Annotated in this window: 23 protein-coding genes; 6 read left to right on the forward strand and 17 right to left on the reverse strand. The window is 61.3% G+C overall.

Going from position 1 to position 26,608, the window contains the following annotated elements; all coding sequences use genetic code 11:
• Positions 1 to 58 precede the first annotated feature (58 nt).
• The 6 genes from JDW18_RS13190 to JDW18_RS13215 all read right to left on the reverse strand — a co-directional run bounded on the left by JDW18_RS13190 (position 59) and on the right by JDW18_RS13215 (position 7,762).
• Positions 59 to 697, reverse strand: coding sequence for a helix-turn-helix transcriptional regulator (locus JDW18_RS13190; RefSeq protein WP_218239898.1), 639 nt, complete (start codon positions 695 to 697; stop codon positions 59 to 61).
• A 33-nt stretch (positions 698 to 730) separates the two neighbouring features.
• A complete protein-coding gene (locus JDW18_RS13195; protein ID WP_218239899.1) occupies positions 731 to 2,149 on the reverse strand; it encodes an HlyD family type I secretion periplasmic adaptor subunit in 1,419 nt (472 codons plus the stop codon).
• Entirely contained in the window at positions 2,146 to 4,500 is a 2,355-nt protein-coding gene (locus JDW18_RS13200; protein ID WP_246609905.1) for a type I secretion system permease/ATPase, read from the reverse strand. The genes JDW18_RS13195 and JDW18_RS13200 overlap by 4 nt, the downstream gene beginning before the upstream one ends.
• 14 nt (positions 4,501 to 4,514) lie before the next feature.
• Entirely contained in the window at positions 4,515 to 4,751 is a 237-nt protein-coding gene (locus tag JDW18_RS13205; RefSeq protein WP_218239900.1) for a hypothetical protein, read from the reverse strand.
• 45 nt (positions 4,752 to 4,796) lie between these two features.
• Positions 4,797 to 6,281 carry a TolC family outer membrane protein gene (locus JDW18_RS13210; protein WP_218239901.1) on the reverse strand — a complete coding sequence of 495 codons (1,485 nt, stop codon included), beginning with the start codon at positions 6,279 to 6,281 and terminating at the stop codon, positions 4,797 to 4,799.
• 1,226 nt (positions 6,282 to 7,507) lie between these two features.
• Positions 7,508 to 7,762: a putative hemolysin gene (locus JDW18_RS13215; RefSeq protein ID WP_218239902.1), complete on the reverse strand. Its 255-nt coding sequence runs from the start codon at positions 7,760 to 7,762 to the stop codon at positions 7,508 to 7,510.
• Between the two features lie 173 nt (positions 7,763 to 7,935).
• On the opposite strand from JDW18_RS13215, the gene JDW18_RS13220 reads away from it, so the two are divergent.
• The gene (locus JDW18_RS13220; RefSeq protein WP_218239903.1) at positions 7,936 to 8,394 is read left to right on the forward strand and encodes a YbaY family lipoprotein; all 459 of its coding nucleotides are present in this window, start codon (positions 7,936 to 7,938) and stop codon (positions 8,392 to 8,394) included.
• A gap of 218 nt (positions 8,395 to 8,612) precedes the next feature.
• On the opposite strand, the gene JDW18_RS13225 is transcribed toward JDW18_RS13220, so the two are convergent.
• The 6 genes from JDW18_RS13225 to JDW18_RS13250 all read right to left on the reverse strand — a co-directional run bounded on the left by JDW18_RS13225 (position 8,613) and on the right by JDW18_RS13250 (position 17,493).
• A complete protein-coding gene (locus JDW18_RS13225; protein WP_218239904.1) occupies positions 8,613 to 10,061 on the reverse strand; it encodes an efflux transporter outer membrane subunit in 1,449 nt (482 codons plus the stop codon).
• Positions 10,058 to 13,225 carry an efflux RND transporter permease subunit gene (locus JDW18_RS13230; protein ID WP_218239905.1) on the reverse strand — a complete coding sequence of 1,056 codons (3,168 nt, stop codon included), beginning with the start codon at positions 13,223 to 13,225 and terminating at the stop codon, positions 10,058 to 10,060. The genes JDW18_RS13225 and JDW18_RS13230 overlap by 4 nt, the downstream gene beginning before the upstream one ends.
• Before the next feature lie 15 nt (positions 13,226 to 13,240).
• A complete protein-coding gene (locus JDW18_RS13235; protein ID WP_218239906.1) occupies positions 13,241 to 14,581 on the reverse strand; it encodes an efflux RND transporter periplasmic adaptor subunit in 1,341 nt (446 codons plus the stop codon).
• 12 nt (positions 14,582 to 14,593) lie between these two features.
• A complete protein-coding gene (locus JDW18_RS13240) occupies positions 14,594 to 14,737 on the reverse strand; it encodes a hypothetical protein (RefSeq protein ID WP_218239907.1) in 144 nt (47 codons plus the stop codon).
• 103 nt (positions 14,738 to 14,840) lie between these two features.
• On the reverse strand, positions 14,841 to 16,301 hold the full coding sequence (locus JDW18_RS13245; protein WP_218239908.1) for an MFS transporter: 1,461 nt from the start codon (positions 16,299 to 16,301) through the stop codon (positions 14,841 to 14,843).
• Complete coding sequence (locus JDW18_RS13250) at positions 16,294 to 17,493, reverse strand: multidrug effflux MFS transporter (protein WP_218239909.1); 1,200 nt, start codon at positions 17,491 to 17,493, stop codon at positions 16,294 to 16,296. Before JDW18_RS13250 ends, JDW18_RS13245 begins: the two co-directional genes overlap by 8 nt.
• A gap of 218 nt (positions 17,494 to 17,711) precedes the next feature.
• Between JDW18_RS13250 and JDW18_RS13255 the strand changes: the two genes are divergently transcribed.
• Positions 17,712 to 18,293, forward strand: a complete 582-nt coding sequence (locus JDW18_RS13255) for an Lcl C-terminal domain-containing protein (RefSeq protein ID WP_425514804.1) — start codon at positions 17,712 to 17,714, stop codon at positions 18,291 to 18,293.
• Between the two features lie 64 nt (positions 18,294 to 18,357).
• On the opposite strand, the gene JDW18_RS13260 is transcribed toward JDW18_RS13255, so the two are convergent.
• The 5 genes from JDW18_RS13260 to JDW18_RS13280 all read right to left on the reverse strand — a co-directional run bounded on the left by JDW18_RS13260 (position 18,358) and on the right by JDW18_RS13280 (position 22,767).
• Positions 18,358 to 19,263: an SDR family oxidoreductase gene (locus JDW18_RS13260; protein WP_218239910.1), complete on the reverse strand. Its 906-nt coding sequence runs from the start codon at positions 19,261 to 19,263 to the stop codon at positions 18,358 to 18,360.
• 175 nt (positions 19,264 to 19,438) lie between these two features.
• Positions 19,439 to 20,458: an NADP-dependent oxidoreductase gene (locus JDW18_RS13265; protein ID WP_218239911.1), complete on the reverse strand. Its 1,020-nt coding sequence runs from the start codon at positions 20,456 to 20,458 to the stop codon at positions 19,439 to 19,441.
• A 135-nt stretch (positions 20,459 to 20,593) separates the two neighbouring features.
• Positions 20,594 to 21,016, reverse strand: a complete 423-nt coding sequence (locus tag JDW18_RS13270) for a PaaI family thioesterase (RefSeq protein WP_218239912.1) — start codon at positions 21,014 to 21,016, stop codon at positions 20,594 to 20,596.
• A 113-nt stretch (positions 21,017 to 21,129) separates the two neighbouring features.
• Positions 21,130 to 21,921 carry an SDR family oxidoreductase gene (locus tag JDW18_RS13275; RefSeq protein ID WP_218243899.1) on the reverse strand — a complete coding sequence of 264 codons (792 nt, stop codon included), beginning with the start codon at positions 21,919 to 21,921 and terminating at the stop codon, positions 21,130 to 21,132.
• A 141-nt stretch (positions 21,922 to 22,062) separates the two neighbouring features.
• Entirely contained in the window at positions 22,063 to 22,767 is a 705-nt protein-coding gene (locus tag JDW18_RS13280) for a methylated-DNA--[protein]-cysteine S-methyltransferase (protein WP_218239913.1), read from the reverse strand.
• 122 nt (positions 22,768 to 22,889) lie between these two features.
• On the opposite strand from JDW18_RS13280, the gene JDW18_RS13285 reads away from it, so the two are divergent.
• The 4 genes from JDW18_RS13285 to JDW18_RS13300 all read left to right on the forward strand — a co-directional run bounded on the left by JDW18_RS13285 (position 22,890) and on the right by JDW18_RS13300 (position 26,581).
• Positions 22,890 to 23,195 carry a hypothetical protein gene (locus JDW18_RS13285; protein ID WP_218239914.1) on the forward strand — a complete coding sequence of 102 codons (306 nt, stop codon included), beginning with the start codon at positions 22,890 to 22,892 and terminating at the stop codon, positions 23,193 to 23,195.
• Between the two features lie 121 nt (positions 23,196 to 23,316).
• A complete protein-coding gene (locus JDW18_RS13290; protein WP_218239915.1) occupies positions 23,317 to 24,795 on the forward strand; it encodes a caspase family protein in 1,479 nt (492 codons plus the stop codon).
• An 8-nt stretch (positions 24,796 to 24,803) separates the two neighbouring features.
• Entirely contained in the window at positions 24,804 to 25,196 is a 393-nt protein-coding gene (locus tag JDW18_RS13295; protein ID WP_218239916.1) for a hypothetical protein, read from the forward strand.
• A complete protein-coding gene (locus JDW18_RS13300; RefSeq protein ID WP_218239917.1) occupies positions 25,187 to 26,581 on the forward strand; it encodes a hypothetical protein in 1,395 nt (464 codons plus the stop codon). The genes JDW18_RS13295 and JDW18_RS13300 overlap by 10 nt, the downstream gene beginning before the upstream one ends.
• Positions 26,582 to 26,608 lie beyond the last annotated feature (27 nt).

Below are 26,608 nucleotides of genomic sequence, written 5' to 3' on the forward strand. Positions count from 1 at the left end.
AAAATCAATAGCTATCAGCGCTTATCTGAAAAGGGCTACAGCCCTAAAACTTTCAGTTTCATGCCACCTGCTTGCGCCCTATTCCGTGCACTCGCAGAGTCAGCATGAGCCTGTCCTGCACCTGCAGCTTTTCAAAGATGGCGGAAAGGTGGGCGCGCACGGTGCGTTCGCTGATGGACATGCGTTCAGCAATTTCCACATTGCTATCACCCAGAGAAGCGTAGCGAGCCACCTCCTGCTCACGGGGAGACAGGGATTGCGCCCAGTCGGCTTCGGGCTCTGGCAGCCGCGCATCAACATCGCGCAGCAGACGCTGCAGCAGGCTGCGGCCCAGCCAGATATTGCCACTGACCATGCTTTGCAGCATGCGCTCCAGCACTTCCGGGGATGACTGGGCATGGGCGTATCCGCCAGCGCCCTTGGCCAGCAACTGTCGCCCTTCCTCATCACCCGGACGATTGCTGAGTACCAGCACCTGCAGCCCCTGCAACAGGTCCAGCCAGCGCGCATCGCCAGCGGCAGGCAACTGGGGCAGATTGGCATCAAGCACAACCAGGCTGCGGCCCTGCTGTCTCCAGCGCTGCAGGTCTGCCAGGCTCTGGCCGCGTGCCGGCATCCAGTGAGAACCTGCGATTTGCTGCCAGCCGTGCCACAGTGTGGCGTCCTGAGTCAACATCAATACAGGTAATGCATTCATACGGCTCCCTTCTTGTTGAGGACTGTTCATGGACTAACGCTCAATCAGCGCATTGGCCTTGGCTCGCAGAATCGGCTTGAGCAGGTACTGCATCAGCGTGCGCTTGCCGGTGAGGATGTGCACCTCGGCCTGCATGCCAGGGATGATGGGGCGTGAGTCGTCCCCCACATGCGCTTTTTCCGTGCGCACCTTCACCACGTAGAAGGAGTTCCCCTTTTCATCCGTCACGGTGTTGGCGCCAATCTGCTCCAGCTTGCCCTGCAGACCGCCATAGATGGCGAAGTCGTAGGCAGTGAACTTCACCTCGGCCTGCTGACCAAAATGCAGGAAGCCAATATCGCGCGGGTTGACCTGCACTTCCATCAGCAGGGTGTCATCCAGCGGAACAATGTCCAGAATGTCCTTGCCCGGCTGAACCACACCACCCACGGTATTGGCCATCAGCGTGTTGACGGTGCCGCGCACAGGCGAGCGAACCTCAGCCAGCTTGACACGGTCTTCCAGCGCCACCTTGCCCTGCTCCAGCGTGCCCAGCTTGGACTGGGTTTCCGACAACTCGGAGCGCGCCTGGTTACGCATATTCAGCTCAGACTCCTGAATCTTGCGCTCAGCCTCCTGAATGGCAGCCTGAATGCGCCCCATCTGGGCGCCTGCCGCTCTGGCTTCGCCGCAAAAACGGGCCACATCACGCTGCAAGCGCAGCAGATCCACCTCGGAGACCGCACCGCTCTTGAGCAGGGGCTTGGTCACCGCCAACTCCTCCGAGGTCAGGCTGCAGCTGGACGAAGCCTGGTCGCGGTTGGCCTGTGTCTCGCGCAGCTCTTGCTGGCGTTGGCGCAACTGGTCGCGGGCAATATTGACATTGGTACCCAGCTCCTGCGAGCGGGCCTCCCACATGCGGCGCTCCATCTCCACCACCTGCGGTGCTACGGACTGCACATCTTCAGGTGCCTTGAAAGGCTCACCCGAAGCCAGGGCCTGCAGACGTGCGGCCTTGGCCTTGAGCGCCAGCAGCTCGGCCTTGTTTTCGCCCAGCGATGAGCTGTAGCGCGTGGGGTCTATGCGCAGCAGCACCTGGCCTTTTTCAACCTGCTCGCCGGGGTGCACCAGAATTTCCTTGACGATGCCGCCATCCAGACTCTGCACCACCTGCACCTGCCGGGAAGGCACCACCTTGCCCTGCCCACGCACCACTTCGTCGATATGCCCCAAAGCCGCCCAGAGCAGCAAGACCAGCACCGTCAGCAGCGACACCCAGATCAGCAGGCGCGAGCCACGCGCCGTTTGCTGACCTGCGGCCCACTGCGCATCGGCCTTGAGGTCGTCGGGCTGGTGGGTGCTCACAGGCTCGCTGCCCTCCAGCAGCCAGTGCTCCACTTTCTGCCAGCGTTCACGCAGCGCCATCATCAGCCGCGAGGGCTTTTTCTCATTCATTTTTGAGGACTCGCTCATGCCCTGCCTCCTGCGCCGCCAATGCGGCCTTGCTTGAGCGCCTCAATGACCTGATCCTTGGCTCCATCGGCCACGATCTTGCCGCCATCAATGACGATCAGCCTGTCCACCAGCGTCAGCAGCGCTGTGCGATGGGTGACCAGCACCATGGTCTTGCCCTGCGCTGCCTCCTGCAGGCGGCGCTTGAGCTGCGCCTCGCTCTGGTTGTCCAGATTGCTGCTGGGCTCATCCAGCAGCAGCATGGCGGGGTCATGAATCAACGCCCGCGCCACGGCGATGGACTGACGCTGGCCGCCAGAAAGCGACTCCCCACGCTCGCCCACCAGCATGTCGTAACCCTTGGGGTTTTGCGCCGCAAACTCATCCACCCCCGCAATGCGCGCTGCCCGCAGCATGTCTGCCTCAGTCGCGTGAGGAGCGCCCACCAGCAGGTTGTGCTTGAGGCTGCCGTAGAACAGCATGGGGTCCTGCGGCACATGGCCTATGGCACGGCGCAGGTCCACGGGATCGATCTGGCGAGCATCCATGCCATCGATCAACACCGCGCCTTCAGTGGGCTGGTACAGGCCCAGCACCAGCTTTTCCAGCGTCGTCTTGCCCGAACCAATGCGGCCAATAATGCCCACGCGCTCACCGGCACGAACAGAAAAGCTCACACCGGAAAGACTGTTTTGCGCGCTGCCCGGATAGCCAAAGCTGACGTTGCGAAATTCGATGGCGCCACGCAAATCGGGGCGGGCCACATATTCACGCCCGGCTTCATGCTCCACCGGCATCTTCATATAGTTGTCGATGGAGTTCAGCGAGGTGCGGGCATTGTGAAACTGCATCATCAGGCCCGCCACCTGCCCGAAAGGCGCCAGGCAGCGCCCCGCGATCATGGAAGCCGCGATGATGCCACCCATGGACAGCGCCTGCTCCTGCACCTGATACACGCCAATCACCACCACAGCCACCGTCACCAGTTGCTGCAGGGTCTGCACAAAATTGACGGTGCCAGAGGAGATGAACTTGATCTTGCCGCCCATATAGGCGATGTACTGGGTGGAGCTTTCCCACAGACGCTGCACGCCGCCCTGGGCATTGAGCGTTTTGACGGCTTCCAGATTGGTCAGCGACTCCACCAGCATGGCATTGCGCTGCGATGACGCCTGGAAGGTCTTGAGCGTCAGCGCCTCCATGCGCGCCTGCGCCCAGAAGGACACGAGCAGGATCGCACCAATCGCCACCACAGGAGCCAGCACCATCCAGGGCGATATCCAGGCGATAACCACCAAAAACAGGAGCACAAAGGGCAAGTCCACCAATGTGGTGAGACTGGCCGAGGCAATAAAGTCGCGCACCGATTCAAACGATCGCAGATTCGCGGCAAACGACCCCACTGACGCCGGACGGCTTTCCATGCGCAAGTCCAGCACACGCTCCATGATCTGCGCCGAAAGCTGCACATCCACACGCTTGCTGGCCGCATCCACCACATAGGCGCGCGCCGTGGTCAGCACAAAGTTGAAGATCAGCACCAGCGAGATGCCAATGGCCAGCACCCACAGCGTCTCCACCGCATTGTTGGGAACCACGCGGTCGTAGACATTCATGCTGAACAAGGGCATGGCCAGCGCGAACACGTTGATGAGCACCGCGGCCATCAGCGCATCTCGGTACAGACGCTTGTTCTCCAGCACCACGGCCCAGAACCAGTGGCTGCTGCGTGGCTGCACCTCTTTTTGCACCGCACGCTGCTCGAAGTGAAACTGCGGGCGCACAAAGCACATCAGGCCAGCATAGCTTTGCTGCAGGCTCTGGGCGTCCACTTCGACAGGGCTCTCGGACTCCGGATACTGAACGAGGAAGCGCCCCGCCTCCAGCGGCTTGAGCAGCAGGCAAGCCTGATTGCCGTTCAGAATCAGGATGGCTGGCAACAGCCCCTGGGGTACATCCACCAGATCGCGCCGCACAATGCGGGTGCTGAACTGGGCCCGCGCCGCAGCACGGGCCAGCAGCGATGGGGTGAGCCGCTGATCCACCAGTGGCAGGCCATTGCTCAGCGCCTGTGCGGTATAGGGCTTGCCATGCAGACGTGTCAGCTGCACCAGACAATCGAGCAGCGGATCCGCATGGGTGGCATGGGGCGGCAAATGCCAGCCGGCAGCTTGTGAAAAGCCGCCAGAGGATGCGGGAGGGGCAGAAGCAGAAGCAGAAGCGGCAGCAGAGCCAATAGAGCCAGCAGTGGCAGGTCCAGACTCTGACTTCTGACCCGGCGCGGCGTTACCCACCTTGCTTTCTACCGTTTCCTGCACGCTTGCAGCATCGCCCACGGGTGCCAGAGGCGGCGCGAATTCCGATTTAGACATCTTCGGGAATCAATCTATAAAAGCTCTTCGCTGTCATCAATCAGGTCCAGCGAGTTGCGCAGACGCTGACGCGCGCGCTTTCGCTGGCTGAGTTTTTCCAGTGCCTGGGGCGGCAAATCTGTCAGCCGCAATGTTCCGTTGGCTAACAGCGCATCAATCAGGTCTTCCAGAACGCGGATGAAGTCCGCATCCAGTGCGGACAACTCCTGTCTGGAAGACTGCTGCGACGACGGCGAATCGCTTTTATCCATCTCGTTTCAACTCTCTCAAAAAGGGGGAGACCTACTCCCCGCTCATCACTGACGGGCGGCGCTGACGGGTTGCGCGCTCTGGTCAGCCGCGACAGGGCTCAGATTTTGTGTATCCGGCACGGAAGACTGGCAGTTGCGCAGGAGATCGTCAGGCAGCTTCAGCGCCTGCTGCTCTTCTGGACGGCTGTCGTCATGCGGCTGCGCCAGCCCCAGAACCGGCAGAATCTGGCTTGACAAGGTCAGCCATTGGTATTCAGCCTTCTTGAGGTCGTACTGGCCATTGACCAGTGCGCGCTGTGCATCGAAGAGTTCGTTTTCGGTATTGAGCAAATCCAGCAACGAACGCTGACCAATCTTGAACTGCTGCTGGTAGGCCACCCGCACCTTGGAGGTGGACAGCACATGCTCACGCAGGAAAGGCATCTGCTGACGCAGGCGCGCCATATTGTTCCAGGTGATGGACAGCTCCTGCTGCAGATTGCGGCAGGTGTAGTCACGCACATCCTGCGCGGCATATCCCTGGGCAATGGTCTGGCGCAGGCGCGCCTCATCCGCACCGCCGCGATACAGGTTGTAGGTCAGCATCAGCTGAACGCGGGAGCTCTGCACATCCCAGTAGGCCGACGAGTTCTGGTCGCGGTCACGCCCTGTGGATGCCAGGAACTCCAGCTTGGGCATATGCGCACCCTTGGCTGCCTTCTGCCCTGCTTCAGCCGCCTGCAGCAGCGCCTGCTTTGACAGCAGCAGCGGGCTGGCCCGCAGAGAATCACCAAAGTCCTTGTTGGCGCCAGACAGTGGCAGCTTGGCCGTCACCTCGGGCGCCGGGTCCATCACCGCAGCAGGATATTCACCCACCACGCGGCGATAGCGCTGCATCACGTCATTGAGGTTGTTGCTCTCCGTCATCAGATTGGCCTGCGCCAGAGACAGACGACCGCTGGCCTGCTCCAGATCCACACCACGCCCCACGCCAGACTGCTGACGCTCACGCAACTGACCCAGCGTGACCTGGTGCGTGCCAAAGTTCTCACGCGCCAGCTTTTCCATTTCGCGGTAGCGCTGCACATCAAGGTAGGCACCCACCGCATCATTGGCCAGACTTTCCGTCGTGGAGCGCAGATCGTAGAACTTGGCCAGCTTTTCAAAGCCCAGCTGGCGGATGTTGCTGCTGGTGGTGAAACCATCAAAAATCAGCTGACGCAGCTGCAGATTCCAGCCGGGACGATTCCAGTCCTGGTTGGGCGAATCCTGAATGTGGCTGCGCCACTCACGCCCCACCCAGCCCTGAGCCGTAACCTGGGGGCGCCAGCCACCACGCGCCACGTTCTGGCCTTCCATGGAAGAGCTGAAATCCTGAAAGCGCGCCTGCACTTCCGGGTGGGTCATCAGCACTTTTTCAACAACCTGCTGCAAACCTGTGCCCTGGGCATTGGCCTGCTGTGCATTCAGCGTTGCCTGGGCCATTGCGGCGCCCGCAGAAGACACCAAGCCCAAAGACGCTACCACTTGTGCAATCTGGCTGAATTTCATTTCTTATCTCCCTCAATGGTTCGCTTCCACCTGGCAACACTCAACCCACCTGCCGTTCAGAACGCAAGATCTGCTGAGACCACAAAGTTGCTACTCGGATTAGAAGCCGTTGTTAATGACAAGCGCACGTCGCCACGACCGCAGATGCGGCGTACGTTGCTCGTTGAAGTCAAGGCAGGAATCCGGTGATTCCGTCAAACACAGCCGTGCTTGGTTTCATCGCTGGAGATGAGCAGCGAGCGGGACCATGAGTACGAGCACACCCAACCTCTGTTCATGCCTGAAAAAACATGAACCGGGTTGGCCACTCGAAATCGTCCGGCTGGCAGCTACAAGCAGGCTGGCTGTGAAACCCGTTGGCTAGACACAGCTCATTTGGAGATTTCCTTTCCACAGGGGCAAGGCGGAGCCTCTGGCTTCTGGCCAGTGTTCTTTACGCATAACCTTGCATGCAAAACACCAGGGGTGGAGAGATCTCCTACACAACCACCCAACAAAATGTTTCATTTGACAATTTATCACCAAACTTATTTTCAATTGTTTCAGCTTACATGCATAGAAGGTTATTCCTACACAAAGTTCGGAGCTTTACTTTTCTAAGAGGTAACAATTTCTAAGTAGGCGATTCATCATGCCCGCCATTGATGAGCACTTCATGAGCCATGTCAAAGACATGCAATCAATGGTGCGCCCCTTGCGCAGAGCAGATATGCAAGCGCTTCAAACACAGGGTGATATGTGCCTGGCGTGAGACCTACCCTCAAGGAAGCCAAGCAATGGAGGAACACCGCAATCCATGCACCAAAGAGGGTTCGCCTCACGAACAGTGCATAAAACGCATGGGCTTACAGGGTCACGCAGTCTTCGCCCAGAACTGGGTACCCTATTCTGGGTAGACACTCCTGGGGTAGACCGGCCAATACATGCAAGCTGCTGCCCCACAAGCTCACCACGCGCTGACAAGCCAAGCCGTCAGCAGCAGGCTTGCTCAAGAACTGAGGGGAAATTTCGTGTCTTCAAAGCACCGGATACCACACTTGATACCTCGCTCGGTAGTTTTAATGGCGCGGCTTTTTTCAGAGCATCCAACTGAACACCAGAGCTGCGTTCAGCAGCGAATGATGCGGCGGTAGCGTAATGATCGAGGGCAGGTGCCGAATTCCACGCGATGCACAAGCCTGCGCGCCGCAACCCGCCACCTGGATGCCGCCAGGCTTCTGCCGTGCTCACTGCGCCGGATGATCTCTGCGAAACAGCGCCCACTCCTCAATCTCCGCGCCATCGGGCAGCACACAAATGCCATGCTCGCCTGCCGCCGTCTTTTCCATGCGCTGCTTGCCACCGAGCTTGGTGCAGTACACCGATGCCGGATTGGCCATGCCAAGGCTCTGGGGCTGCCGCTGCTCTACAGGCTGGCTGCAGCCGCTGACGGCAATGGCACCCAGAAGACTTACGGAGGCAGTGGTCAGGGTCTTTTTCATGGGCCCAATATAGCAAACGGCTCTGGTCTGACCGGCCCTGCGCATTGCGAAAAACCGTGTGTTCGTGGACAGCGTTTGCAGAAATATCAGCCACGAGAAATCCTCGCACTCCTACACGGCCCGTTCAGACCGAAATGCCAGAATCGCGGCCTTCAATGTTCAAAGGAGTTTGTATGAGTTTGCCTGTGTCCCAACGCCGTATTGCTCTGGCACTCGCCTTTTCTGCCGTAGCAGCTCTGGCTGCTTGCGCCCAGACCAGCAGCAATGCTGATCGCACAGCATCTGTCGCCACCATGAATACCGTGGAAGGCAAAGTGAGCTGGCGCGAGCGCATGGCTCTGCCACCCGATGCAGTGCTGGTGGTGGAAGTACAGGACACCAGCCGCGCCGATGCGCCTGCGCAGACCATTGCACAGCAAGCCATTCGCCTGCAGAACCTGAACCCGCCCTATAGCTACAAGGTGTCGGTTGACCCTGCCAAGCTGAACCCCGCAGCGCAGTACACCATCACCGCACGCGTAAGCAGTGACGGCGATAAAAAGCTGATTTTCATCAACGATGTGGCCAACCCCGTGCTGACACGCGGCGCGGGCAACAAGGTGGATATGATGCTGGTGCGAACCGGCTCTTGATCGCTCAAGGCTAGCCTCAGCCCCACCCAGCCCGCTTCAACGCGGGCTTTTTGCTGCGTGATTGCTTCAAAAAGATGAGCTTGATGCGTCTGTCATTCATGGGTTTCGCTATCAAACAACAGGAAAGCGATTGCTTATCAAGCGCAAGCAGCTCTCAAAACAAAAGCGCGCAGTCTTTGACAAGAACTGCGCGCAGAAGCTGAAAAAGCAGCAAAGAATCAGGATGGCTGGCTTGCCGCCTGCTCCTCACCACCCAGCGCCTTCCACAGGGTCACGCGGTTGAGCTGCTCACTCAGGCGCAGATTGATCAGCGTCTGCTGCGCGGTGTACAGGCTACGCTGCGCATCCAGCACGCTCAGGTAGTTGTCCACGCCAGCCTTGAAGCGGGCATTCGACAGATCAAACGCTTTTTGCGTATTGCTCACCATGCTGGTCTGGGCCGACAGGCGCTCGCCCCACTGGGCGCGGTCTGCCAGCACATCGGCCACTTCCTTGAAGGCAGTCTGCACGGATTTTTCATACTGGCTGATGGCAATGCGCTGGTTGCTCTCGGCCACCTGCACGGCTGCGCGGTTGCGGCCACCGTCAAAAATCGGCAGCTTGACCAAAGGGATGAAGCTCCAGCTCTGGTTGTTGTTGCCAAACAGGCCATCCAGCTCGGTGCTGCCCGTGCCCAGACTGCCCGTGAGGGTGATCGTCGGGAACATGGCTGCGCGGGCCGCACCGATATTGGCGTTCATGGCACGCAGATTGCGCTCTGCCGCCTGCACATCGGGGCGCTTGAGCAATACGCTGGACGGCAGTGGCGTGGGCACAGCCTGCAAGGCTGCGGCGTTCGCATCCCCCATCAAGGCCTGAGAAGCTGGCAGCAAACGAGCTGGCACCGGGCCACCCACCAGCAGCTGCAGCGTGTTGCGGTCGCGATCGACCTGAGAGGTGTAGCTGGCAACATCGCCACGTGCGGTGTCCACCGTGGTCTGGTTCTGGGCCAGCACCAGGCCGGAGGTGGAGCCCAGCTCATACATGCGGCGCGTCAGCTCAAAGGCCTTGATGCGGCTGTCCAGCGTGTCCTGCGCCAGCTTCAGGCGCGCCTGATCGGCGGCCAGCGTGAGCCAGGCATTGACCACATCCGCCACAAGACCGATCTGCACATTGCGCTGGTTGTCCTGGCTTTGCAGAAACTGCTGCAGCGAGGCTTCGCTGAGGTTGCGAATGCGCCCCCACAAATCCAGCTCATAGCTGGCAAAGCCCAGCTGCGCCGTGTATTGCTCGCTGATAGTGCTGCGCCCGGACGATGTGAGGTCCGCAGGCGTGCGCGTTCGATTGCCTTGGGCCTGAGCGGTGATGCCTGGCAGCAGATCGGCGCGGGTGATGCCGTACTGGGCACGCGCTTTTTCAATGCTCTCCACCGCCACGCGCAGATCGCGGTTGTGGGTCAGCGCCAGCGCCACCAGCTCACGCAGTTGCGGAGATTGCAGCCACTGCAAGGCCTGGGCCTGCTGCAGCGCCTGTTCGCTGGCCTGCACGGGGGCACCAGCTGTGGTGCTCACCGTATCGGGCACGGGCAACTCAGGCGCCTTGTAAACCGGCGCCAGATTGCAGCCCGCCAGCAGCATGGCGGTGCAGGCTGCGGCAAGAGAGGAAGTTTTCATCATCAGGCGCCTCATGCTGCGCTCTCCTTGGAAGTGGCCACCTCGTCATTGCGCGAACGGCTCTTGAACCAGCTGCGAATCAGCAAAAAGAACACCGGCACGAGGAAGATGCCCAGCACCGTGGATGCCACCATACCGCCCAGCACGGCAGTGCCGATGGCGTTACGTCCACCCGCACCGGCGCCGGTGCCAATGGCCAGCGGCACCACACCGAAACCGAAGGCCAGCGATGTCATCAGGATAGGACGCAGACGCAGGCGCACGGCCTGCACCGTGGCATCGAACAGCGACTTGCCCTGCTCTTGCAACTGCACCGCAAACTCCACGATCAAAATCGCGTTCTTGGCCGCCAAACCCACGGTGGTCAGCAAGCCCACCTGGAAGTACACGTCGTTGGTCAGTCCACGCGTGTACGTGGCCACCAGTGCGCCCACCACGCCCAGCGGCACGGCCAGCATCACCGACAGCGGCACGGTCCAGCTTTCATACAGTGCGGCAAGGCACAGGAACACGAACAGAATCGAGATCGCATACAGCATGGGCGCTTGGGCACCCGACTGGCGCTCCTGCAGCGAGGCACCGGTCCACTCATAACCTATGCCCTGAGGCAGCTGTTTGAGAATGTCTTCGATCACATTCATGGCCACGCCCGAGCTTACGCCCGGCGCCGAGCTGCCAATGAACTCATAGGCTGGCGAGCCGTTGTAGCGCAGCAGTTGCGGCGATCCATACGCCCAGTAGGTCTTGGAGAAAGCGCCAAACGGTACCATCTCGCCCTTGCTGTTGCGCACCGTCCATTTGGCAATGTCCTGCGGCAGCATGCGGTGCGGCGCATCCGACTGGATATAGACGCGCTTGACGCGGGCGTTGTTCAAGAAGTCATTCACATAGGTGCCGCCCATGGCGCTGGAAAGCACGCTGTTGATGTCCGAGTAGTTCAGGCTCAACGCGGCGGCCTTGCGGTCGTCAATATCCAGGCGCAGCTCGGTGGCGTCATCCAGGTTGGTGGTACGCACTGCTGTCAGCTCGGGATGTTTGCGCGCCTGCTCCGTCACAAAATTGCTGGCGGCCAGCAGGGCTTCGTGGCCCATGCCGTTCACGTCCTTCAGCATGAAGTTGAAGCCCGCATTGGCACCCAGACCACGCACGGCGGGCGGATTCATCACAAAGATCTTGGCGTCGCGGATGCGGCCCAGTTCCTTGGTTGCCTTGTGCGCAATGGCCAGAGAAGACTGCGAAGGCAGCGGGCGCTGCGCCCAGGGCTTGAGACGCACAAAGCCGCGTGCCGAGCTCTGGTCACCATTGAGGCCGGAGACCTGGTTGAAGCTAATCACATCAGGCTGCTTGATCAGATAGTCACGCACCTCGTCCAGCACTTCCTGCAGACGCGCATCTGACGCGCCAGAGGGCAAGTTGACGTTCACATAGACAAAGCCCTGGTCTTCATCGGGCAGGAACGATGTCGGAAGGCGTGCCATCAGCAGCCACACCGCCGCGCAGACGACCAGGAAAATCAGCATCATGCGCTTGGTGCGGCGCAGGATATAGGCCACCGTGCCTTGGTAACGGTTGGCGGTGGCATCAAAGTTGCGGTTGAACCAGTTGAAGAAACGGTCATTCAGCCCGAAGAGGCCAGTGCGCACAGGGCGTGCATGGCCTTCGCCGCCGCCGTGGTGCTCGGGCGCTTTCAGAATGGTGGCGCACAGTGCGGGTGTCAGCGTCAGCGCCACAAACACCGAGAAAGCCATGGCCGCCACGATGGTGATGGAGAACTGGCGGTAGATCACGCCCGTGGAGCCACCAAAGAAAGCCATGGGCACGAACACGGCCGACAGCGTCACGCCGATACCCACCAGCGCAGGCGTGATTTCATGCATGGACTGGCGCGTGGCCTCCTTGGGCGATTTGCCCGTCTCGTGCATCACACGCTCGACGTTTTCCACCACCACAATGGCGTCATCCACCAGCAGGCCAATCGCCAGCACCATGGCAAACATGGTCAGGGTGTTGATCGAATACCCGGCCACCGACAGCACACCGAAAGTGCCCAGCAGCACCACGGGCACGGCAATTGCAGGAATCAGCGTGGCGCGGAAGTTCTGCAGGAAGATGAACATCACGATCACCACCAGCACCATGGCCTCACCCAGGGCGCTGACCACCTCGTGAATCGAAGCGCGCACAAAAGGCGTGGAGTCCGAGCTGACGAAGTAATCAATCTTGTTCGGGAAATACGGCTTGAGCTCGGCCAGCTTGGCGGCCACAGCATCCGAGACGGCCATGGCGTTGGCGCCATCGGCCAAAATAATACCCATGCCCGCGCCAGGCATGCCGTTGAGCTTGGCCTGAATCGACAGGTTATCTGCGCCCAGCTCCACCCGGGCCACGTCCTTCATGGTGACCACGGCGCCGTCGGTGGACGACTTCAGCACAATGTTCTCGAACTGCTGCACCGTCTTGAGCTTGGTGCGCGCCGTAATGGTGGCGTTCAGTTGCTGGTTCTGCACTGCGGGCAAAGAGCCCAGCTGACCCGCCGAGACCTGCGCATTCTGGGCATTCAGAGCCGTGACCAGATCCGAGGGCATCAGCGCATATTTTTCCAGCTTGGCCGGGTCCATCCATATGCGCATGGCATAAGGCGTGCCGAACACGCTGATGTCACCCACGCCCTCAATACGGCCAATGATGTCCACCAGATTGCTGTTGAGATAGTCGCCGATGTCCACATCGGTGACTTCCGTGTCCAGCGAGAAGAAGCTGTAGGTAACCAGAAAGTCCTGACCGCCCTTGTTCACAAACACGCCGCGGGTCTTGACCGCGTCGGGCAGGCGGTTGATGGCGCCCTGAATCTTGTTTTGCACCTGCACCTGGGCCACGTCCACATTGGTGCCGGGCGCAAAGGTCAAGGTGATGCGAGCTTGGCCCGACGCATTGCTGGTCGAGCTCATATAGAGCATGTTGTCGATGCCCTTGATCTGCTGCTCGATGATCTGCGTGACCGAGTTTTCCACGGTCTCCGCCGAAGCACCGGTGTACTGCGCGCCAATGGTCACGCGCGGTGGCGCGATGTCAGGGTACTGCTCCAGCGGAAGCTTGGAGATCGACAAGGCGCCTGCCAGCATGATGATGATGGCAATCACCCAGGCAAAGATAGGCCGATTGATAAAGAACTGTGCCATGTACGCTTCCCCGGCTTACTTTGCAGATGCAGGGGCTGCTGCAGAGGCGGCCGCAGGCTTGGCAGGAGCTGGCGCATCGGCAGCCTCCTGCACGGGCGGCTCGCCACGTACGCTCTTGCGTTCGGCCTTGGCCTTCAGGTCAACCTCGACGGCCTTGACCTTGTCACCGGGCTTGGCGCGCTGAAAACCGTCCACCACCACGCGCTCGCCATTCTTGAGCCCGCTTTTGAGCAGCCAGAAGGCACCCACGGCGCGGTCCAGATCCACTTCACGCTTTTCCACCACATCATCGGCCTTGACCACCATCACGCTGGGGCGGCCAGTCAGGTCGCGGGTCACGGACTGCTGGGGCACCAGCAGGGCATCGGCGGCCAGCGCGGTAGGCAGCTTGGCCTGCACATACATGCCGGGCATCAGCATGCCATCGGGGTTGGGCACTTCGGCGCGGAGTGTCAGCGTGCCAGTGGTGTCGTTGACGATCACACCGGCAAAGGCCAGCTTGCCTTCATGCGGGTAGATGCTGCCATCGTCGAGCTGAATGCGCACAGGCACCTTGTTGCCATCGACCTTCTGATAGCGGCCCGATTCCAGATCACGCTTGAGCTGCAGCAGCTCGGAGCTGGACTGGGTGAAGTCCACATACATGGGGTCCAGCTGCACGATGGTGGTGAGCGCAGTGGCCTGGCTTGCCGTCACCAGCGCGCCAGGGGTCACCGCCGACAGCGCGATGCGGCCGCTGATGGGCGCCTCGATACGGGCGTAGCGCAGATTGATGCGGGCCGTTTCCAGATTGGCCCTGGCCACTGCCACATCGGAAGCCGACTGGGCCGCTGCGGCCTGACTTTCGTCATTGGCCTGCTTGCTGATGGCATCGATCTTGACCAGCTCTGCATTGCGGCGCGCTGTCGCCGTCAGCGTGCGCTGGCTGGCTTCGGCCTTGCTGACGGCGGCGAGGGCACTGGCCTCTGCGGCTTTGAGCGAAGCGGCGTCAATCTGATAGAGCTGCTGACCCTGCTTGACCTGCGCGCCCTCGGTGAACAGGCGCTTTTGAATAATGCCGGAGACCTGGGGGCGCACCTCCGCCGTCAGAAACGCCCGGGTGCGACCCGGCAGGCTGGAGTCCAGCTGCTGATTCTGCGTCTGCAGCGTGACAACACCAAGCTGCGCTTCCTGCTTGGGCGGGGCTTTTTGCTCGCCCTCGGATTTGGAGCAGCCTGCAAGCGCAGTCACCACCAGCGCCGCTCCTAGTGCCATCGCCCAGCGCGGGCGTTTGGCAACCTGCGGGCTTGCGCTGTGCGTATCAGAAAAAAGCGCCTTTCGGCGCGGGATCAGCGAAGCGGACAGGTCAATCTTCATACGATGGAGCGATCAGAAACGAGTAGTTTTTAGATATTGTGCGGCGGCAATATTTCTTAAATGTAAAGCAGCAAGGCGCGCAATTTCCAGCACGCACTCACGCCACATTGGCGAAATCTGGCCCAACACCATGGGCCTTGAGATCACTTTAGCCATGCGGGCGTCCTCCTCACCTCGTCGTAACGGACTAAGCGAGCTCCACAGCAGACTCCAGATTTCATAGCACACAGCGCTTTATTCATAATGACTAAAGCGCAATTCAATGCTTTAAATGCGTTGTCTGACGCACCCGCAAGGTACTGAAGACCCCGGCCAGCGCGGCAAAGCCACCGGCAATCCACAAGGCCAGCACTTCGGCATGGCCACCGTGCCCACCAGAGATAGCAAAAATCGTGCCCAGCACTACTGCACCCAAAGTCTGCCCCGTCATGCGGGCCGAGCTGAGCATGCCGCCCGCCGCGCCGCTGCGCGCCAGAGGTGCCGATGTGACGATGGTGTGGTTATTGGGTGACTGGTACAGCGCAAAGCCGCTGCCCGCCAGCAGCATGCGCCAGACCATGTCCCAGTGCGCTACGTCGGCCGGCATGGCCGCCAGCAGCCAGAGGCCGCAGGCAAACATGGCCATGCCAATGCCGCCCAGCAACCCATCGGGATATTTGCCAATCAGGCGCCCTGCGATAGGCGCAGTCAGCATGGTGGCCACGGGCCAGCTGGTAATCAGCATGCCTGCCTCCATGGGCGAGAGGCCACGCGCATCCAGCAGCAGGAACGGCAGGGCCAGGTAAGACATCATCTGCGCCGTGAACGCCGAGACCGAGCCGCACATGGATAGTGCAAAAACCGGAATGCGCAGCAGATCCACCGGAAACAGTGGTGCCTGCATGGGCCACTGGCGGCGCAGATACACATAGCCCACCAGCACGCCGGCGCCCAGCAGCCACCAGCCCGAAGGCAGCCAGGCCATTGCGCCCGTGGCAGCCGGGCCCTGACCCAGATGCATGCCCAGCTGCTCACCGCCCAGGAAAATCAGCGTGAACATCAAAATATTGAGCAGCACATCCAGCGGAGCAATTTTTTCACGGCTGGCGTTGCTGACAGGGTTCGCTGGCAAAGCCTTGCGCCCCAGCCACAGGGTCAGCACACCCAGCGGCACATTGATGGCAAACAGCCAGGGCCAGCTGCCCACGGACAAAATCGCCGCCGCCACCGATGGCCCGGCCATGGACGATGTCGCCACCGTCAAGGAATTGATGGCCATGCCCCGCCCCAGCATGGCCTTGGGATAGGTCAGGCGCACCAGGGCGGCATTCACACTCATCACGCCCGAAGCGCCAATGCCCTGAAACACCCGCGCCGCAATCAGCGTGGCAAGCGAATCCGCCAGCAGAGCGCCCACCGAGGCCAGCACAAATACCGTCATGCCCACCAGATAGATGCGGCGGTAGCCCAGCCTCTCGCCCAATGCCGCCAGCGGCAACAGCAGCACCAGGCCAGCCAGCTGATAGGCGTTGACCACCCACAGCGTCTGGGCCGAGCTGGCCTGCAGTTCTTTGGCAATGGCAGGCAGGGCCAGGTTGACGATGCTGCTGTCCAGCACAGACAGCGTCAGCCCCAGAATGATGACCAGCATGGCGCGGTTGCGGGCACCGTCCTGCAGGCCATCCATTGGCGGCACTACCGGCCTTGCCTGACTTGCTGGAGTTGGCGCTTCATCATGCATGGTGTGCCCCTTTGGCTGCGCCCAGCGTAATCCAGGTCAGCGCCACACCCACCAGCGCCCCCATCGCCATGCCCACCACCATGGGCAAAGGCTTGCCGTTGGAGAAATGGCCCACGATCTGCATGGCCGCTGCCCCGCTGAGCATTTGCAGCGTGCCCAGCAAGGCCGAAGCCGTGCCTGCAATCTCGCCATGCGCTTCCAGCGCCAGCACCGAAGTGGTGGGAATAACCAGCCCCATCAGCGCGCTGGACACAAAGTACAGCGCAATCAGCACAGCCAGCTGGTCTCCGCCCATCAGGTAATAAGCCATGAGCGAGGCCATGACCACCCCGGATGCCGAAGCCGCCACCTTGACCACCTTCACCAGCCCCCAGCGCTGCCCCAGCTTTGCCGTGAACTGCGCCGCACCAATAAAGGCCACGGAGTTCAGCGCAAACGCAATGCTGTACTGGGTGGAGGAAAGACCGTAGTAATTGATAAGCACAAAGGGCGAGCCCGCCAGATAGACGAAAAAGCCCGCCATGGCGCTGCCGCCAATAAAGACCAGGCCCATGTAGTGCGGGTCACGCAGCAGCGTCAGATAGGCTTTGAGCGCACCGCCCAGACTGCTGTCCAGGCGCTGCTCAGGCGTGCGGGTCTCCTCCACGCCTTTCCAGGTGGCCATCAGGCCCAGCACCGCCGCCACAGCCACCACCCAGAACACTGCGCGCCAGCCCGCCACGGCAATCACGCCGCTGCCTGCCAGCGGCGCCAGAATGGGCGAGACGCTGAACACCAGCATCAGCAGCGACATCATGCGTGCCGCAGCATGGCCGGTGTGCAGATCGCGCACCACCGCGCGCGGCACAGCCATGCCCGCCGCAGCGCCCAGGCCCTGCAAAAAGCGAAACACCACCAGCGTCTCGATATTGGGCGCCAGCGCGCAGCCCACGCTGGACGCGGCAAACAGAATCAGACCAAAGTACAGCGGGGGTTTGCGGCCCATCATGTCTGACACCGGGCCGTACAGCAGTTGCCCCAGCCCCACAGAAAGAAAGAAGGCCGTCAGACTGGCCTGCACCGCCCCTACCTGGGCGTTCAGACTGCTGCCAATCTGCGGCAGCGCGGGCAAATACATATCAATGGCGAACGGCCCAATGGCCGATAACAGGCCCAGAATCAGAACCAGACGCAGGGAAACAGAAGCTTGCATAGATGGGCAATTGTCGTGGTAACTGGATTTGTCTGCTCAGCCGTTACCGCTTTGGGGCCTACACCCTCGCTGCAATCACCAGGGCTTGCGTCTAACAGCACAGTATTCACCGCCGTCATCCGGGCAATGGCTGCCGGGTAAAACCGCACAATGGCCGCCACACTTCATAGCGAGACGCCGTGCATTTGCCCTTTTTCACGCCAGTTCCCAAGCAGGTCATGCGCGCCCTGCTATGCTTTTTTGCGGCCCCAGCCTTCGCACAGAACGCAGCCCCCGCAACTCCTGCAGCCCCTGCCCCCGCCTTTCACGCCTCGGCGGATGGGCTCATGGTGATTGACAGCCGCGCCAAGCTGGCCTGGCCGCGCTGCGCCGAGGGGATGGTCTGGAATGGCAAAACCTGCACGGGCAGCGCCCTGCTCTTCAATCACAAGCAGGCCCTGGAACATGCGGCACAGCGCAGCAAAGCCGAAGGCCTGCGCTGGCGCCTGCCCCGCGTCAACGAGTTCAAACGTCTGCTGGACCGCAGCAGCAAACCGCCAGGACTGAACCCCGAGCTATTCCCCGCAGCCCCGCGCGAGTGGCACTGGACGGGCACCGCCGCCGTCAACACCCAGCGCATGAACACCTATAACTACAGCCAGGTGGACCGGTCGCAAAACCTCACCGCGCTGTCGGCGCAGCAGGCTTGGGCGATCAACACCGAATCCCTGCAGACCACGCCCGATATGGGCAAGGGCAATGCCTTGCTGCTGCGTCTGGTGCGCCCGGCCACCGAGGCAGAGCTGGCCACCGCCCCATGAAAAAAGCCTTGCCGTAAGTGCTCGAACTTCGCGGCAAGGCTTTGTGATCTGGCGGGCCGCTGGGTCAGCCCGCGCGCAGCGCAGCCTTGAGGCTCACGCCCAGCTCGGGCTTGTGCGCAAACGGATCGGTGGGGTTACGGCCCTGCACCACATCTTCCATGCGCACCTGCACCGAACCCAGCGCCTGCGGGTGGCTGTAGATATAGAACTGGCCGGACGCCATGGCGTCAAACACCTTTTGCGCCACTTCGGCCGCCGTGACCTTGCCCGATCCCACAGCCTTGTCCGTCATGGCCTGACCAATCTTCTGGCTGGCCGTCAGCGGCTGGCCTTCCAGCCCTTTGGGGCGATTGCGCTCGCTGTGGCCAATGCCCGTGGGCACAAAGTAGGGGCATAACAGGCTGGCACTGATCTGATCGGACACCAGGGCCAGATCCTGGTACAGCGTCTCCGTCAGCGACACCACCGCATGCTTGCTGACGTTGTAGATGCCCATATTGGGCGGCGCCAGCAGGCCCGCCATGCTGGCGGTGTTGACAATATGACCTTCGTAGGCCGGGTCGGCCTTGGCAGCCTCCAGCATCATGGGCGTAAACAGGCGCACGCCATGAATCACGCCCCAGACGTTGACGCCCAGCACCCATTGCCAGTCGGCCACCGAGTTTTCCCAGACCAGCCCGCCCGCGCCCACACCTGCGTTATTGAAAACAAAGTGCGGTGCACCAAAAGTGGCCTTGACCTCAGCGGCCAGCGCTTGCATCTGCGCCGCATCCGACACATCCACCTTGCGCGCCAGCACCCTGGCGCCGGCAGCGGTCAGCTCGGCCGCAGCCTTGTCCAATGCTTCCTGCTGTACATCCACCAGCACCAGATTCATGCCCCGGGCCGCACCAATACGTGCGCACTCCAGCCCGAAGCCGGAACCAGCCCCCGTCAAAACCGCCGTCTTTCCCGCGAAATTCGTGATCATTCTTGTCTCCGAATATTTTTTGATGCACGGCACTTCAACCAGACACAGCCCAAACCAGAGATGCCGAGCAAGAGCCGCCTAGGCGGGGCCGCCCAGGCGAAGGCATCGTCCCCCTCCCGCATTGCGAAGCAAAGCAAGAGAGGGGGAAGGCGGGGGCCGCCTAGGTCGCAGCGCCTCAGGGGGTGATCTTCACCAGTTGCTTGCCAAAGTTCTTGCCTTTCAGCAGCCCCAGGAATGCAGCCGGAGCCGAAGCCAACCCCTCCGACACCGTCTCGCGGGGTTTGAGCTTTCCAGCGGCGACCAGTCCGCCCAGCTCGGTCAGCGCCTCGCCCCAGACTTCCATATGCTCGCTAACGATAAAGCCTTCAAGCTTGATGCGGTTGACCAGCAGCAGCGCCGGATTGGCCATCGGCAGGGGCTGACCGTCATAGCCAGCAATCATTCCGCACAGCGCAATGCGCGCGAAGGCATTGGTGCGCAGCAGCACGGCGTCGAAGATATAGCCGCCCACGTTTTCAAAATAGCCATCAATGCCATTCGGGCAGGCGTCCTTGAGCGCCTTTGCCATGGTTTTGACGTCGGGATGCTCGCGGTAGTCAATACAGGCGTCAAAACCCAGGTCGTTGACCGCATAGGCGCATTTTTCGGCACCACCGGCAATGCCCACCACACGGCAGCCACGCGCCTTGGCCAGCGCCACAAAAGCGCTGCCCACCGCCCCCGTGGCGGCGCTGACGACGACGGTCTCGCCCGCCTTGGGGTTGATGATCTTGACCAGGCCATACCAGGCCGTCACGCCGGGCATGCCCACCGCGCCCAGGTAATACGACAGCGGCACATAAGTGGTATCCACCTTGCGCAGCGCGCCCGGCACGCTGGGGTTGACCACGGAATACGCCTGCCAGCCGCCCATGCCCACGACCTTGTCACCCAGATGGAACTTGGGGTGACGGCTTTCCACCACCTCGCCCACGGTGCCGCCCTGCATGACTTCACCCAAGGGCTGCGGCTGGGCATAGCTCTTGGAATCATTCATGCGGCCCCGCATATAGGGGTCCAGGCTCAGATAGTGGTGGCGCACCAGCACCTGCCCGTCTTCCAGCGCAGGCAGCTCGGCCTGCACCAGCTTGAAGTTGCTCTCCACCGCTTCACCCGTGGGGCGGTTGTCGAGAAGGATTTGCTGATTGACCGTCATGTTTTGCCTCCTGATTGAATTTCAAATTTCATAGCTTGCAGCGCTTGATTGCTAAGCCACTGCAAGCCAAAATCATCCAAAAACCATACACAGATCACGCAACCAGCTCCTGAAACAAGAGCATCAAGCCAAAGCTCAATCGGTGGCCAGCGGTGGCACTGCGCCGTTGACCTCGGGTTTGCGCTTCATATATTTGAAAGTGCCCGTGGCATGCACACAAAGCCTGCCTTGCGCGTCGTAAATACGGCCTTCGGTGAACGCCATGGTGCCAGTGCGGTGCAGCAGCACGCCCTTGCCCACCAGCGGGCCGTTGGCCGCCTGCATGAACGAGGTCTTCATCTCGATGGTGACCACACCCAGCTCAAAATCCACGCTGCGCGCAGCCACGGCCATGGTCACGTCCAGCAGCGTCATGGAAGCGCCGCCGTGCGTGACGCCAAAAGAGTTCAAATGCTCGGGTCGCGGTGTGTAGTGCAGCTCGGATTCACCGCCTTCAGCCTTGATAAGCGCAAAGCCAAGTTCATGCACAAAGGGAATTTCTGGACCGAATGACAACACCGCAAAACCTTTCTGGATGGCGCGCCGCCCGCACTACAGCAGGCGGCAGCAAAGCTGTGAATGTAAGCGCGCCAAAGCACCCCCGAAAGCGCCGCGCCTCACAAACCTGCTGCTTAGCCCCCCACCAGCGCGCTGACGCCACCATCTACCGCCATCCACTGCCCGGTGATGTGCTTGCCCGCATCACTCGCGTACAGCAGTGTCAGGCCCTTGAGGTCTTCATCGTCGCCCAGGCGGCGCAGCGGTGCGTGGGACTTCATGGTGTCCTCGCCCAGCGTCTCGATCAGCACCGCCGCCATCTTGGTCTTGAAAAAACCGGGGCAGATGGCGTTCACCGTGATGCCGTGCTCGCCCCACTCACCGGCCAGCGCGCGCGTGAAGTTGATGACCGCGCCCTTGGAGGTGTTGTAGGCAATCGTCTTCATGCCCGAGGGGTTACCGCCCAGACCGGCAATCGATGCCAGATTGATGATGCGGCCGCTTTTGCGCTCCAGCATGGACAGGCGGGCAATCTGCTGACTCAGCAGAAAATAGCCGCGCACGTTCAGGTTCATCACCTTGTCCCAGGCCGATGTGGGATGGTCTTCGGCGGGCGAGCCCCAGCTGGCGCCAGCGTTGTTGATGAGAATGTCCACATGCCCCAGGCGCTGCACGGCATCCTTGGCCAACCGTTCAATATCGGCCTCGTCGGCGCAATCAGCCGCTATCCAGTCAGCCTCAATGCCTGCGGCCTTCAGTTCAGCGGCTGCTGCTTCCAGGTCTTTGGCCTTGCGCGATGTCAGCAGAACTCTGGCACCGGCCTCGCCCAGCGCATGTGCCATCTGCAGGCCCAGCCCGCGTGAGCCACCGGTTACCAGGGCCGTCTTGCCCGTCAGGTCGAAAAGTTGCTGCACCGTACGTGTCATTGCCATGTCTCCTGCTTGTTGGTTTTGAAGCCCAAGGCTACGGGCCGTCGCCCAAGCCACTGCCAAAGGATTGTGCGGGGGCCTCTGACATGCCCTTGTCACCTGCGTGTCGACGCTGTCGCACAGGTTCCAATTCTGAAATCAGTCTGCAAACAGCGACAGCGTGCCGCCCCAGGCAGCGCCCTCAATCTCCAGCATCTGCAGCTTGGTGATGGTGCCCTGCCCGCCCGAAAAGCCGCCCGCAGCCCTGCCTGCAGCGAGCACGCGGTGGCAGGGAACAATCGGCGCAAAGGGGTTGGCACTCAGCGCCTGCCCCACGGCCCGGGCAGAACCCGGCTGGCCCAGCGCTGCAGCCACCTCGCCGTAAGTGCTGGTCTGCCCCGCACGCAATGAGCGGGTAAAGGCATAGACCCGCGAATGAAACGCTGGCACCGCAAATTCATCCATCTCAATGCAGTCCAGCGCCGCGCTATCGCTACCGGGCACGCTGTGGCGTAAATCGCCCAGCACCGCTTCACCCACCTGCAGCGCTGTCAGCTGCGTCCAGTTTTCCTCTGCCTGCGTCTTTTTGCCCGCCAGCATGTGCTGCACAGCCGCTATGGCCTGGCGCACAAATGCAGGCAAATCCTGCGCAACAGCCACTTGCGTATAAAGCGCTACCCCACGCTGCGGCTGCAACACATGGCGCTTGTGCAAGCCCAGCAGCATGCGCTCCCGCGTCTCGCCAGGGGTGGCTTCAGGCAACTGGGTGGCCACCACAGCCTGCGCATGCCAGGCAATGGCACAGACGCCAATGCGCGTAACAAACAAGGCGTGACCGGGAAATGGCAGTGATTCAGCACTCATGCCGTCCGAGTCTATGGCTTCATCATGAAAAAACAATGCGCGCCATCAATTTTCAAATAACTGTACAAACAAACAGCAAATTACTGTACATTTACACAGTCTCAACACTGTGAACTACGGACATGCAAGAAGCCACTTTCACCGTTTCCCTCTGCGACTACCCCGAACTGCCTGAAGACAAGCGCCAGCAGGCCGAAGCCCGCTATGCACGCGTGCTGGCACGCCAGTTCGGCGGCCCGGAGCAGGTCAGCGAAGCGCTGCACATCGTTCAAGGGCTGGAGGACACTCCGCCCGAAGAAATCACCGAAGAAGCCAAACTCACCTTCAGCCGCTGGATGAAAGCCGCACGCGCAGCTGCAGAGGCAGGTCTGCAAGGCATTGGCGGCACGGAAAGCTGCTTTTTTGATGTGCGCCGCGCCGCTTACTGAGCACGCATAGAGCTCACTTCTGGCGCTGCGTCGCAGCCTTTGTCTGTGCCAGTTATGTCAAGATACAGCCTCCCGCAGCAGCGGGTGGCATAACAAATCAAGACATAACGAGAGAGACAAAATGCAAGACGCAGCGCAAGCCCGTCTGCTATCGCGCAGGCGATGGCTGGGCCAGAGCATGGGGGCAGCAACGGCGCTGGCCTCCTGGAATACAGCCTCGCTTGCAGCCCCTCCAGCCAGACCAGCACCGGCCAGCTCGGCCAGCGCCAGCCCTGCAGGCGCTGGCGAATTGCCGCTGCGCGTGCTGCTGATCGGCAATGGCGCATACAGCCACAACGCCGTTCTGCGCAACCCGGAGCGCGACACGGCCCTGCTGGCCAGAGCCTTCCAGGCCCGAGGCGCCCAGGTTCAGGTTCTGAGCAACCAAAGTGCCAGCCAGCTGGATGGCGCCATTCGCGCCTTTTTGCAAAACCGCAGTCGAAACGAAGCACTGTGGCTGGGCTACAGCGGCCACGCCGTGCAGATTGCCGGTCGCAACTATCTGCAAGGCGTAGATAGTGACTTTTCCACCCCCCAGCGTGTGCGCGAACGGGGGCTGGACTTGGACCTGATTCTGGGCCTGCTGGAGCGCGCCGCGCCGCCTGCTGCTGTGGTCTCTATTGACGCCTGCCGCAACAACCCCTTTGAGCCAGAGCGCACCCGGGGCCTGTCCATCGGTCTTGCTGCGCAGGAGCCCAAAGGTCTTTGCGTGAGCTTTTCTACCGCGCCCTACACCAAGGCGCTGGACGGCGATGAAGGCCAGAACAGCCCCTACGCGCAGGCGCTGGCCAGTGCCTTGAACGGGCAACAGAACAAGTCGCTGGACCTGGTGCTGCGCGAAACCGCTGACAGCGTCTATCGCAGCACGCGCCAGCGACAGATTCCCGAGTACCGCTCAGCCTTGCGCAGCGAGTGGTGGTTCGGGCCACGCTCCATCTCTTTGCGCGATAGTCGTGGCACCAGCCAGCAACCCGTCAGCAGCAGCGCCAGCCGCGAAGTCAGCTACCGGCCTGACGAGCCACAAGCCCAGACCCGCTACCCGCAAACCAGCGCCAGCCAATGGACGCAGCTGGACAGAGATCTGCAGACTGCGCTGCGCCGCATGGGCGATGCACAGGTTCAGGAAATGCTGCGCACAACAGCGCAGGGCCGTGGCGATGAGCACCTGAAACTGGTCAGCGCCATGGTGCTGGAAGATGGACACCCCGGCGCACGCAAGCAACCCGCCCAGGCACGCAAGCTGCTGCAGCCTCTCGCTCAGCAAGGCAATGTGCTGGCCCAGACGCTGCTGGGCGAGTCCTTCTACATTGCCCGCGACTATGCCGAGGCCTATAAATGGCTGAGTCTGGCCGCACGCAGCGAATTCCCGCGCGCCACCATCGACATGGGACAGATGATTGCCGAAGGGCGCGCCGCAGGAGACCCGACGGCCGGAGCCTTGCAAGCCCTCAAAGGCATGATTCAGCAAGGCCAGGCTGCCATGCCCCAGCCCAACACGGTGCCATCCGCACAAGTTCAGGAGCAAGCTGAACAACTGCGCAGGCTGCTTCAAGGACGTTGAACGCATTCATGAAACTGGAAAAACTGCTTCTCGCCTGCTCTGGCCTGCTATCCCGGCATGCTTTGTTCTGCCTGCTGACGCTGCTTATTCTTCTGGGCCTGACGCTGGGGCTGTGGTGGGTGCACCCCGCAGCAGCTTCGAAAAACAGCGATGGCAGCACCCGGGGCAGCAGCACCAGCACTTTGTGCGCGCATGCCAGCGTGGCGTTCAATCCTTCGCTGAGTGTTTCAGCCCTGAGTCGCCTGCTGCGCGCAGAAGACGCCCATATCCTCTATGGCCCGGACGAATTTGATGAGTACCAGCTGCGCATTTCCAGCGGCACCGCTGTTACGCAGGCCCTGCAATCGCTGCAGACTCGCGCCGAAGTAAGCTCTCTCAGGGCACACCCGCAATGCGAGTAGTCCCTCAGACACTGGCAGGTCTTGGCAATCTCTGGGCCGGGCTTGCCTCCGCCGCCATTTGCTATGCCGAGTATCTGGGCCTGGGCGCCGTTCTCGGGCCCGCGCTGCTCGGTTATGGCGACCAGAGCAAGTCGGCCGGCACCCTGCTGATTGTGCTTTCCGCCTTGATCGCCTCGTTGCTGCTGGGCGTGCGCGGCATTCCCATGCTGGCCGGGCCTCGTGGTGCATCCCTGTCGATTCTGGTGCTGACCCTGCTCTGGCTGCAATCACATTTCGCGGTGACTGCCAGGCAGCAACTGCCTCTGCTTGCAAGCCTAATGCTGGGCTGCACATGCATGCTGTGGCTGGCCGGATCAGATCGCATACAACGGGGTTTCAGAAACCTGCCTTCATGGCTGGTGCCTTCATTTATCTACGCCTCAGCCGTGGGCATTGTCTCTGGCGCAGTCGGCAAATACCTTTATCAGTGCCTGCAGATTGCACCTTTGCAGACCTGGTCCATATTTCTGAGCGCCACCCTGACCGGAATTCTCTGGCCCATCGCCTGCAGAGCCTGCGCGAAAAGGCTGCACCCGCAGTTCCCTCGCCTAGCGTCGCTGGCCACTACCCTGCAAGGCGTGGCACTGATTCTTGCTGCAGGCTGCGCCTGGCTGGCCTATGAGTTCAGCGCCCTGAGCCCCGGCCAAGGAGGCCTGTGCGCCCGCCTGGGCCGCGTCGATCTTGATCTGCAAATGCTGACCGAGCGGGCACAGACCATGCTCCAGTTCTTGAGTTCGGGCATCACCGCACCTGCACTGCTCTGCGCTTTTGTAGCGGGGCTCTTTGTTGGCGGCGTCTGCACCATTGAAACCCTCACCACCACCGACAGCCTGAAGCACTCAGGGGCAGCATTTGGCCTGACTATTGCCCCAGCCAGTTCTCAATTGCGCCTTGGCGCAGCCAGCAACTTGCTGCTGTGCGCCGCCACAACAGTGCCAGCATCCCTGTCGCAATCTCGCACCCAGCTTCTCTGGAGCCTGAGTCCCCCGTCACGGGTGGCAGTGATTCTGCATGCAGCCGCGCTGGCTGCCATTGCCATTCTCGTTTCCCGCTGGCTGGCCTGGCTACCCCAGCTGGCACTGGCCGTTCTGATGACGCTGGTGGCAACCCAGATGGTCAGCCAGAGCACCCTACAAATCTGGAAAAACGCCTATGACCCCAAGGTGGCTGCAGCGCTTGGCCTGCGCGCCGGGCTGGGCCTGTGGCTGGTGCTTGGCATTACGGCGCTGACAGGACAGGTGCTGCTGGCGTTTGTGCTACCAGCCATGCTGTTCGGTGTGCTGCGCTGGCTGCGCATCCGGCGCCTGCAAAAGAAAAGGAAGCGATTGGCGCGCAGCTCTCTCTGAGCGCGCTGTTGCGCGTGGCCCCGAAGG

The sequence above is a fragment of the Comamonas fluminis genome, assembly GCF_019186805.1.
Classification (GTDB): Bacteria; Pseudomonadota; Gammaproteobacteria; order Burkholderiales; family Burkholderiaceae_C; genus Comamonas; species Comamonas fluminis.

Bases quoted from the DNA above. Each gene is read 5' to 3' on its own strand.
- JDW18_RS13190 (WP_218239898.1), bottom strand. From the start codon at position 697: ATGAATGCATTACCTGTATTGATGTTGACTCAGGACGCCACACTGTGG.
- JDW18_RS13195 (WP_218239899.1), bottom strand. From the start codon at position 2,149: ATGAGCGAGTCCTCAAAAATGAATGAGAAAAAGCCCTCGCGGCTGATG.
- JDW18_RS13200 (WP_246609905.1), bottom strand. From the start codon at position 4,500: ATGTCTAAATCGGAATTCGCGCCGCCTCTGGCACCCGTGGGCGATGCT.
- JDW18_RS13205 (WP_218239900.1), bottom strand. From the start codon at position 4,751: ATGGATAAAAGCGATTCGCCGTCGTCGCAGCAGTCTTCCAGACAGGAG.
- JDW18_RS13210 (WP_218239901.1), bottom strand. From the start codon at position 6,281: ATGAAATTCAGCCAGATTGCACAAGTGGTAGCGTCTTTGGGCTTGGTG.
- JDW18_RS13215 (WP_218239902.1), bottom strand. From the start codon at position 7,762: ATGAAAAAGACCCTGACCACTGCCTCCGTAAGTCTTCTGGGTGCCATT.
- JDW18_RS13220 (WP_218239903.1), top strand. From the start codon at position 7,936: ATGAGTTTGCCTGTGTCCCAACGCCGTATTGCTCTGGCACTCGCCTTT.
- JDW18_RS13225 (WP_218239904.1), bottom strand. From the start codon at position 10,061: ATGAGGCGCCTGATGATGAAAACTTCCTCTCTTGCCGCAGCCTGCACC.
- JDW18_RS13230 (WP_218239905.1), bottom strand. From the start codon at position 13,225: ATGGCACAGTTCTTTATCAATCGGCCTATCTTTGCCTGGGTGATTGCC.
- JDW18_RS13235 (WP_218239906.1), bottom strand. From the start codon at position 14,581: ATGAAGATTGACCTGTCCGCTTCGCTGATCCCGCGCCGAAAGGCGCTT.
- JDW18_RS13240 (WP_218239907.1), bottom strand. From the start codon at position 14,737: ATGGCTAAAGTGATCTCAAGGCCCATGGTGTTGGGCCAGATTTCGCCA.
- JDW18_RS13245 (WP_218239908.1), bottom strand. From the start codon at position 16,301: ATGCATGATGAAGCGCCAACTCCAGCAAGTCAGGCAAGGCCGGTAGTG.
- JDW18_RS13250 (WP_218239909.1), bottom strand. From the start codon at position 17,493: ATGCAAGCTTCTGTTTCCCTGCGTCTGGTTCTGATTCTGGGCCTGTTA.
- JDW18_RS13255 (WP_425514804.1), top strand. From the start codon at position 17,712: ATGCGCGCCCTGCTATGCTTTTTTGCGGCCCCAGCCTTCGCACAGAAC.
- JDW18_RS13260 (WP_218239910.1), bottom strand. From the start codon at position 19,263: ATGATCACGAATTTCGCGGGAAAGACGGCGGTTTTGACGGGGGCTGGT.
- JDW18_RS13265 (WP_218239911.1), bottom strand. From the start codon at position 20,458: ATGACGGTCAATCAGCAAATCCTTCTCGACAACCGCCCCACGGGTGAA.
- JDW18_RS13275 (WP_218243899.1), bottom strand. From the start codon at position 21,921: ATGACACGTACGGTGCAGCAACTTTTCGACCTGACGGGCAAGACGGCC.
- JDW18_RS13280 (WP_218239913.1), bottom strand. From the start codon at position 22,767: ATGAGTGCTGAATCACTGCCATTTCCCGGTCACGCCTTGTTTGTTACG.
- JDW18_RS13285 (WP_218239914.1), top strand. From the start codon at position 22,890: ATGCAAGAAGCCACTTTCACCGTTTCCCTCTGCGACTACCCCGAACTG.
- JDW18_RS13290 (WP_218239915.1), top strand. From the start codon at position 23,317: ATGCAAGACGCAGCGCAAGCCCGTCTGCTATCGCGCAGGCGATGGCTG.
- JDW18_RS13295 (WP_218239916.1), top strand. From the start codon at position 24,804: ATGAAACTGGAAAAACTGCTTCTCGCCTGCTCTGGCCTGCTATCCCGG.
- JDW18_RS13300 (WP_218239917.1), top strand. From the start codon at position 25,187: ATGCGAGTAGTCCCTCAGACACTGGCAGGTCTTGGCAATCTCTGGGCC.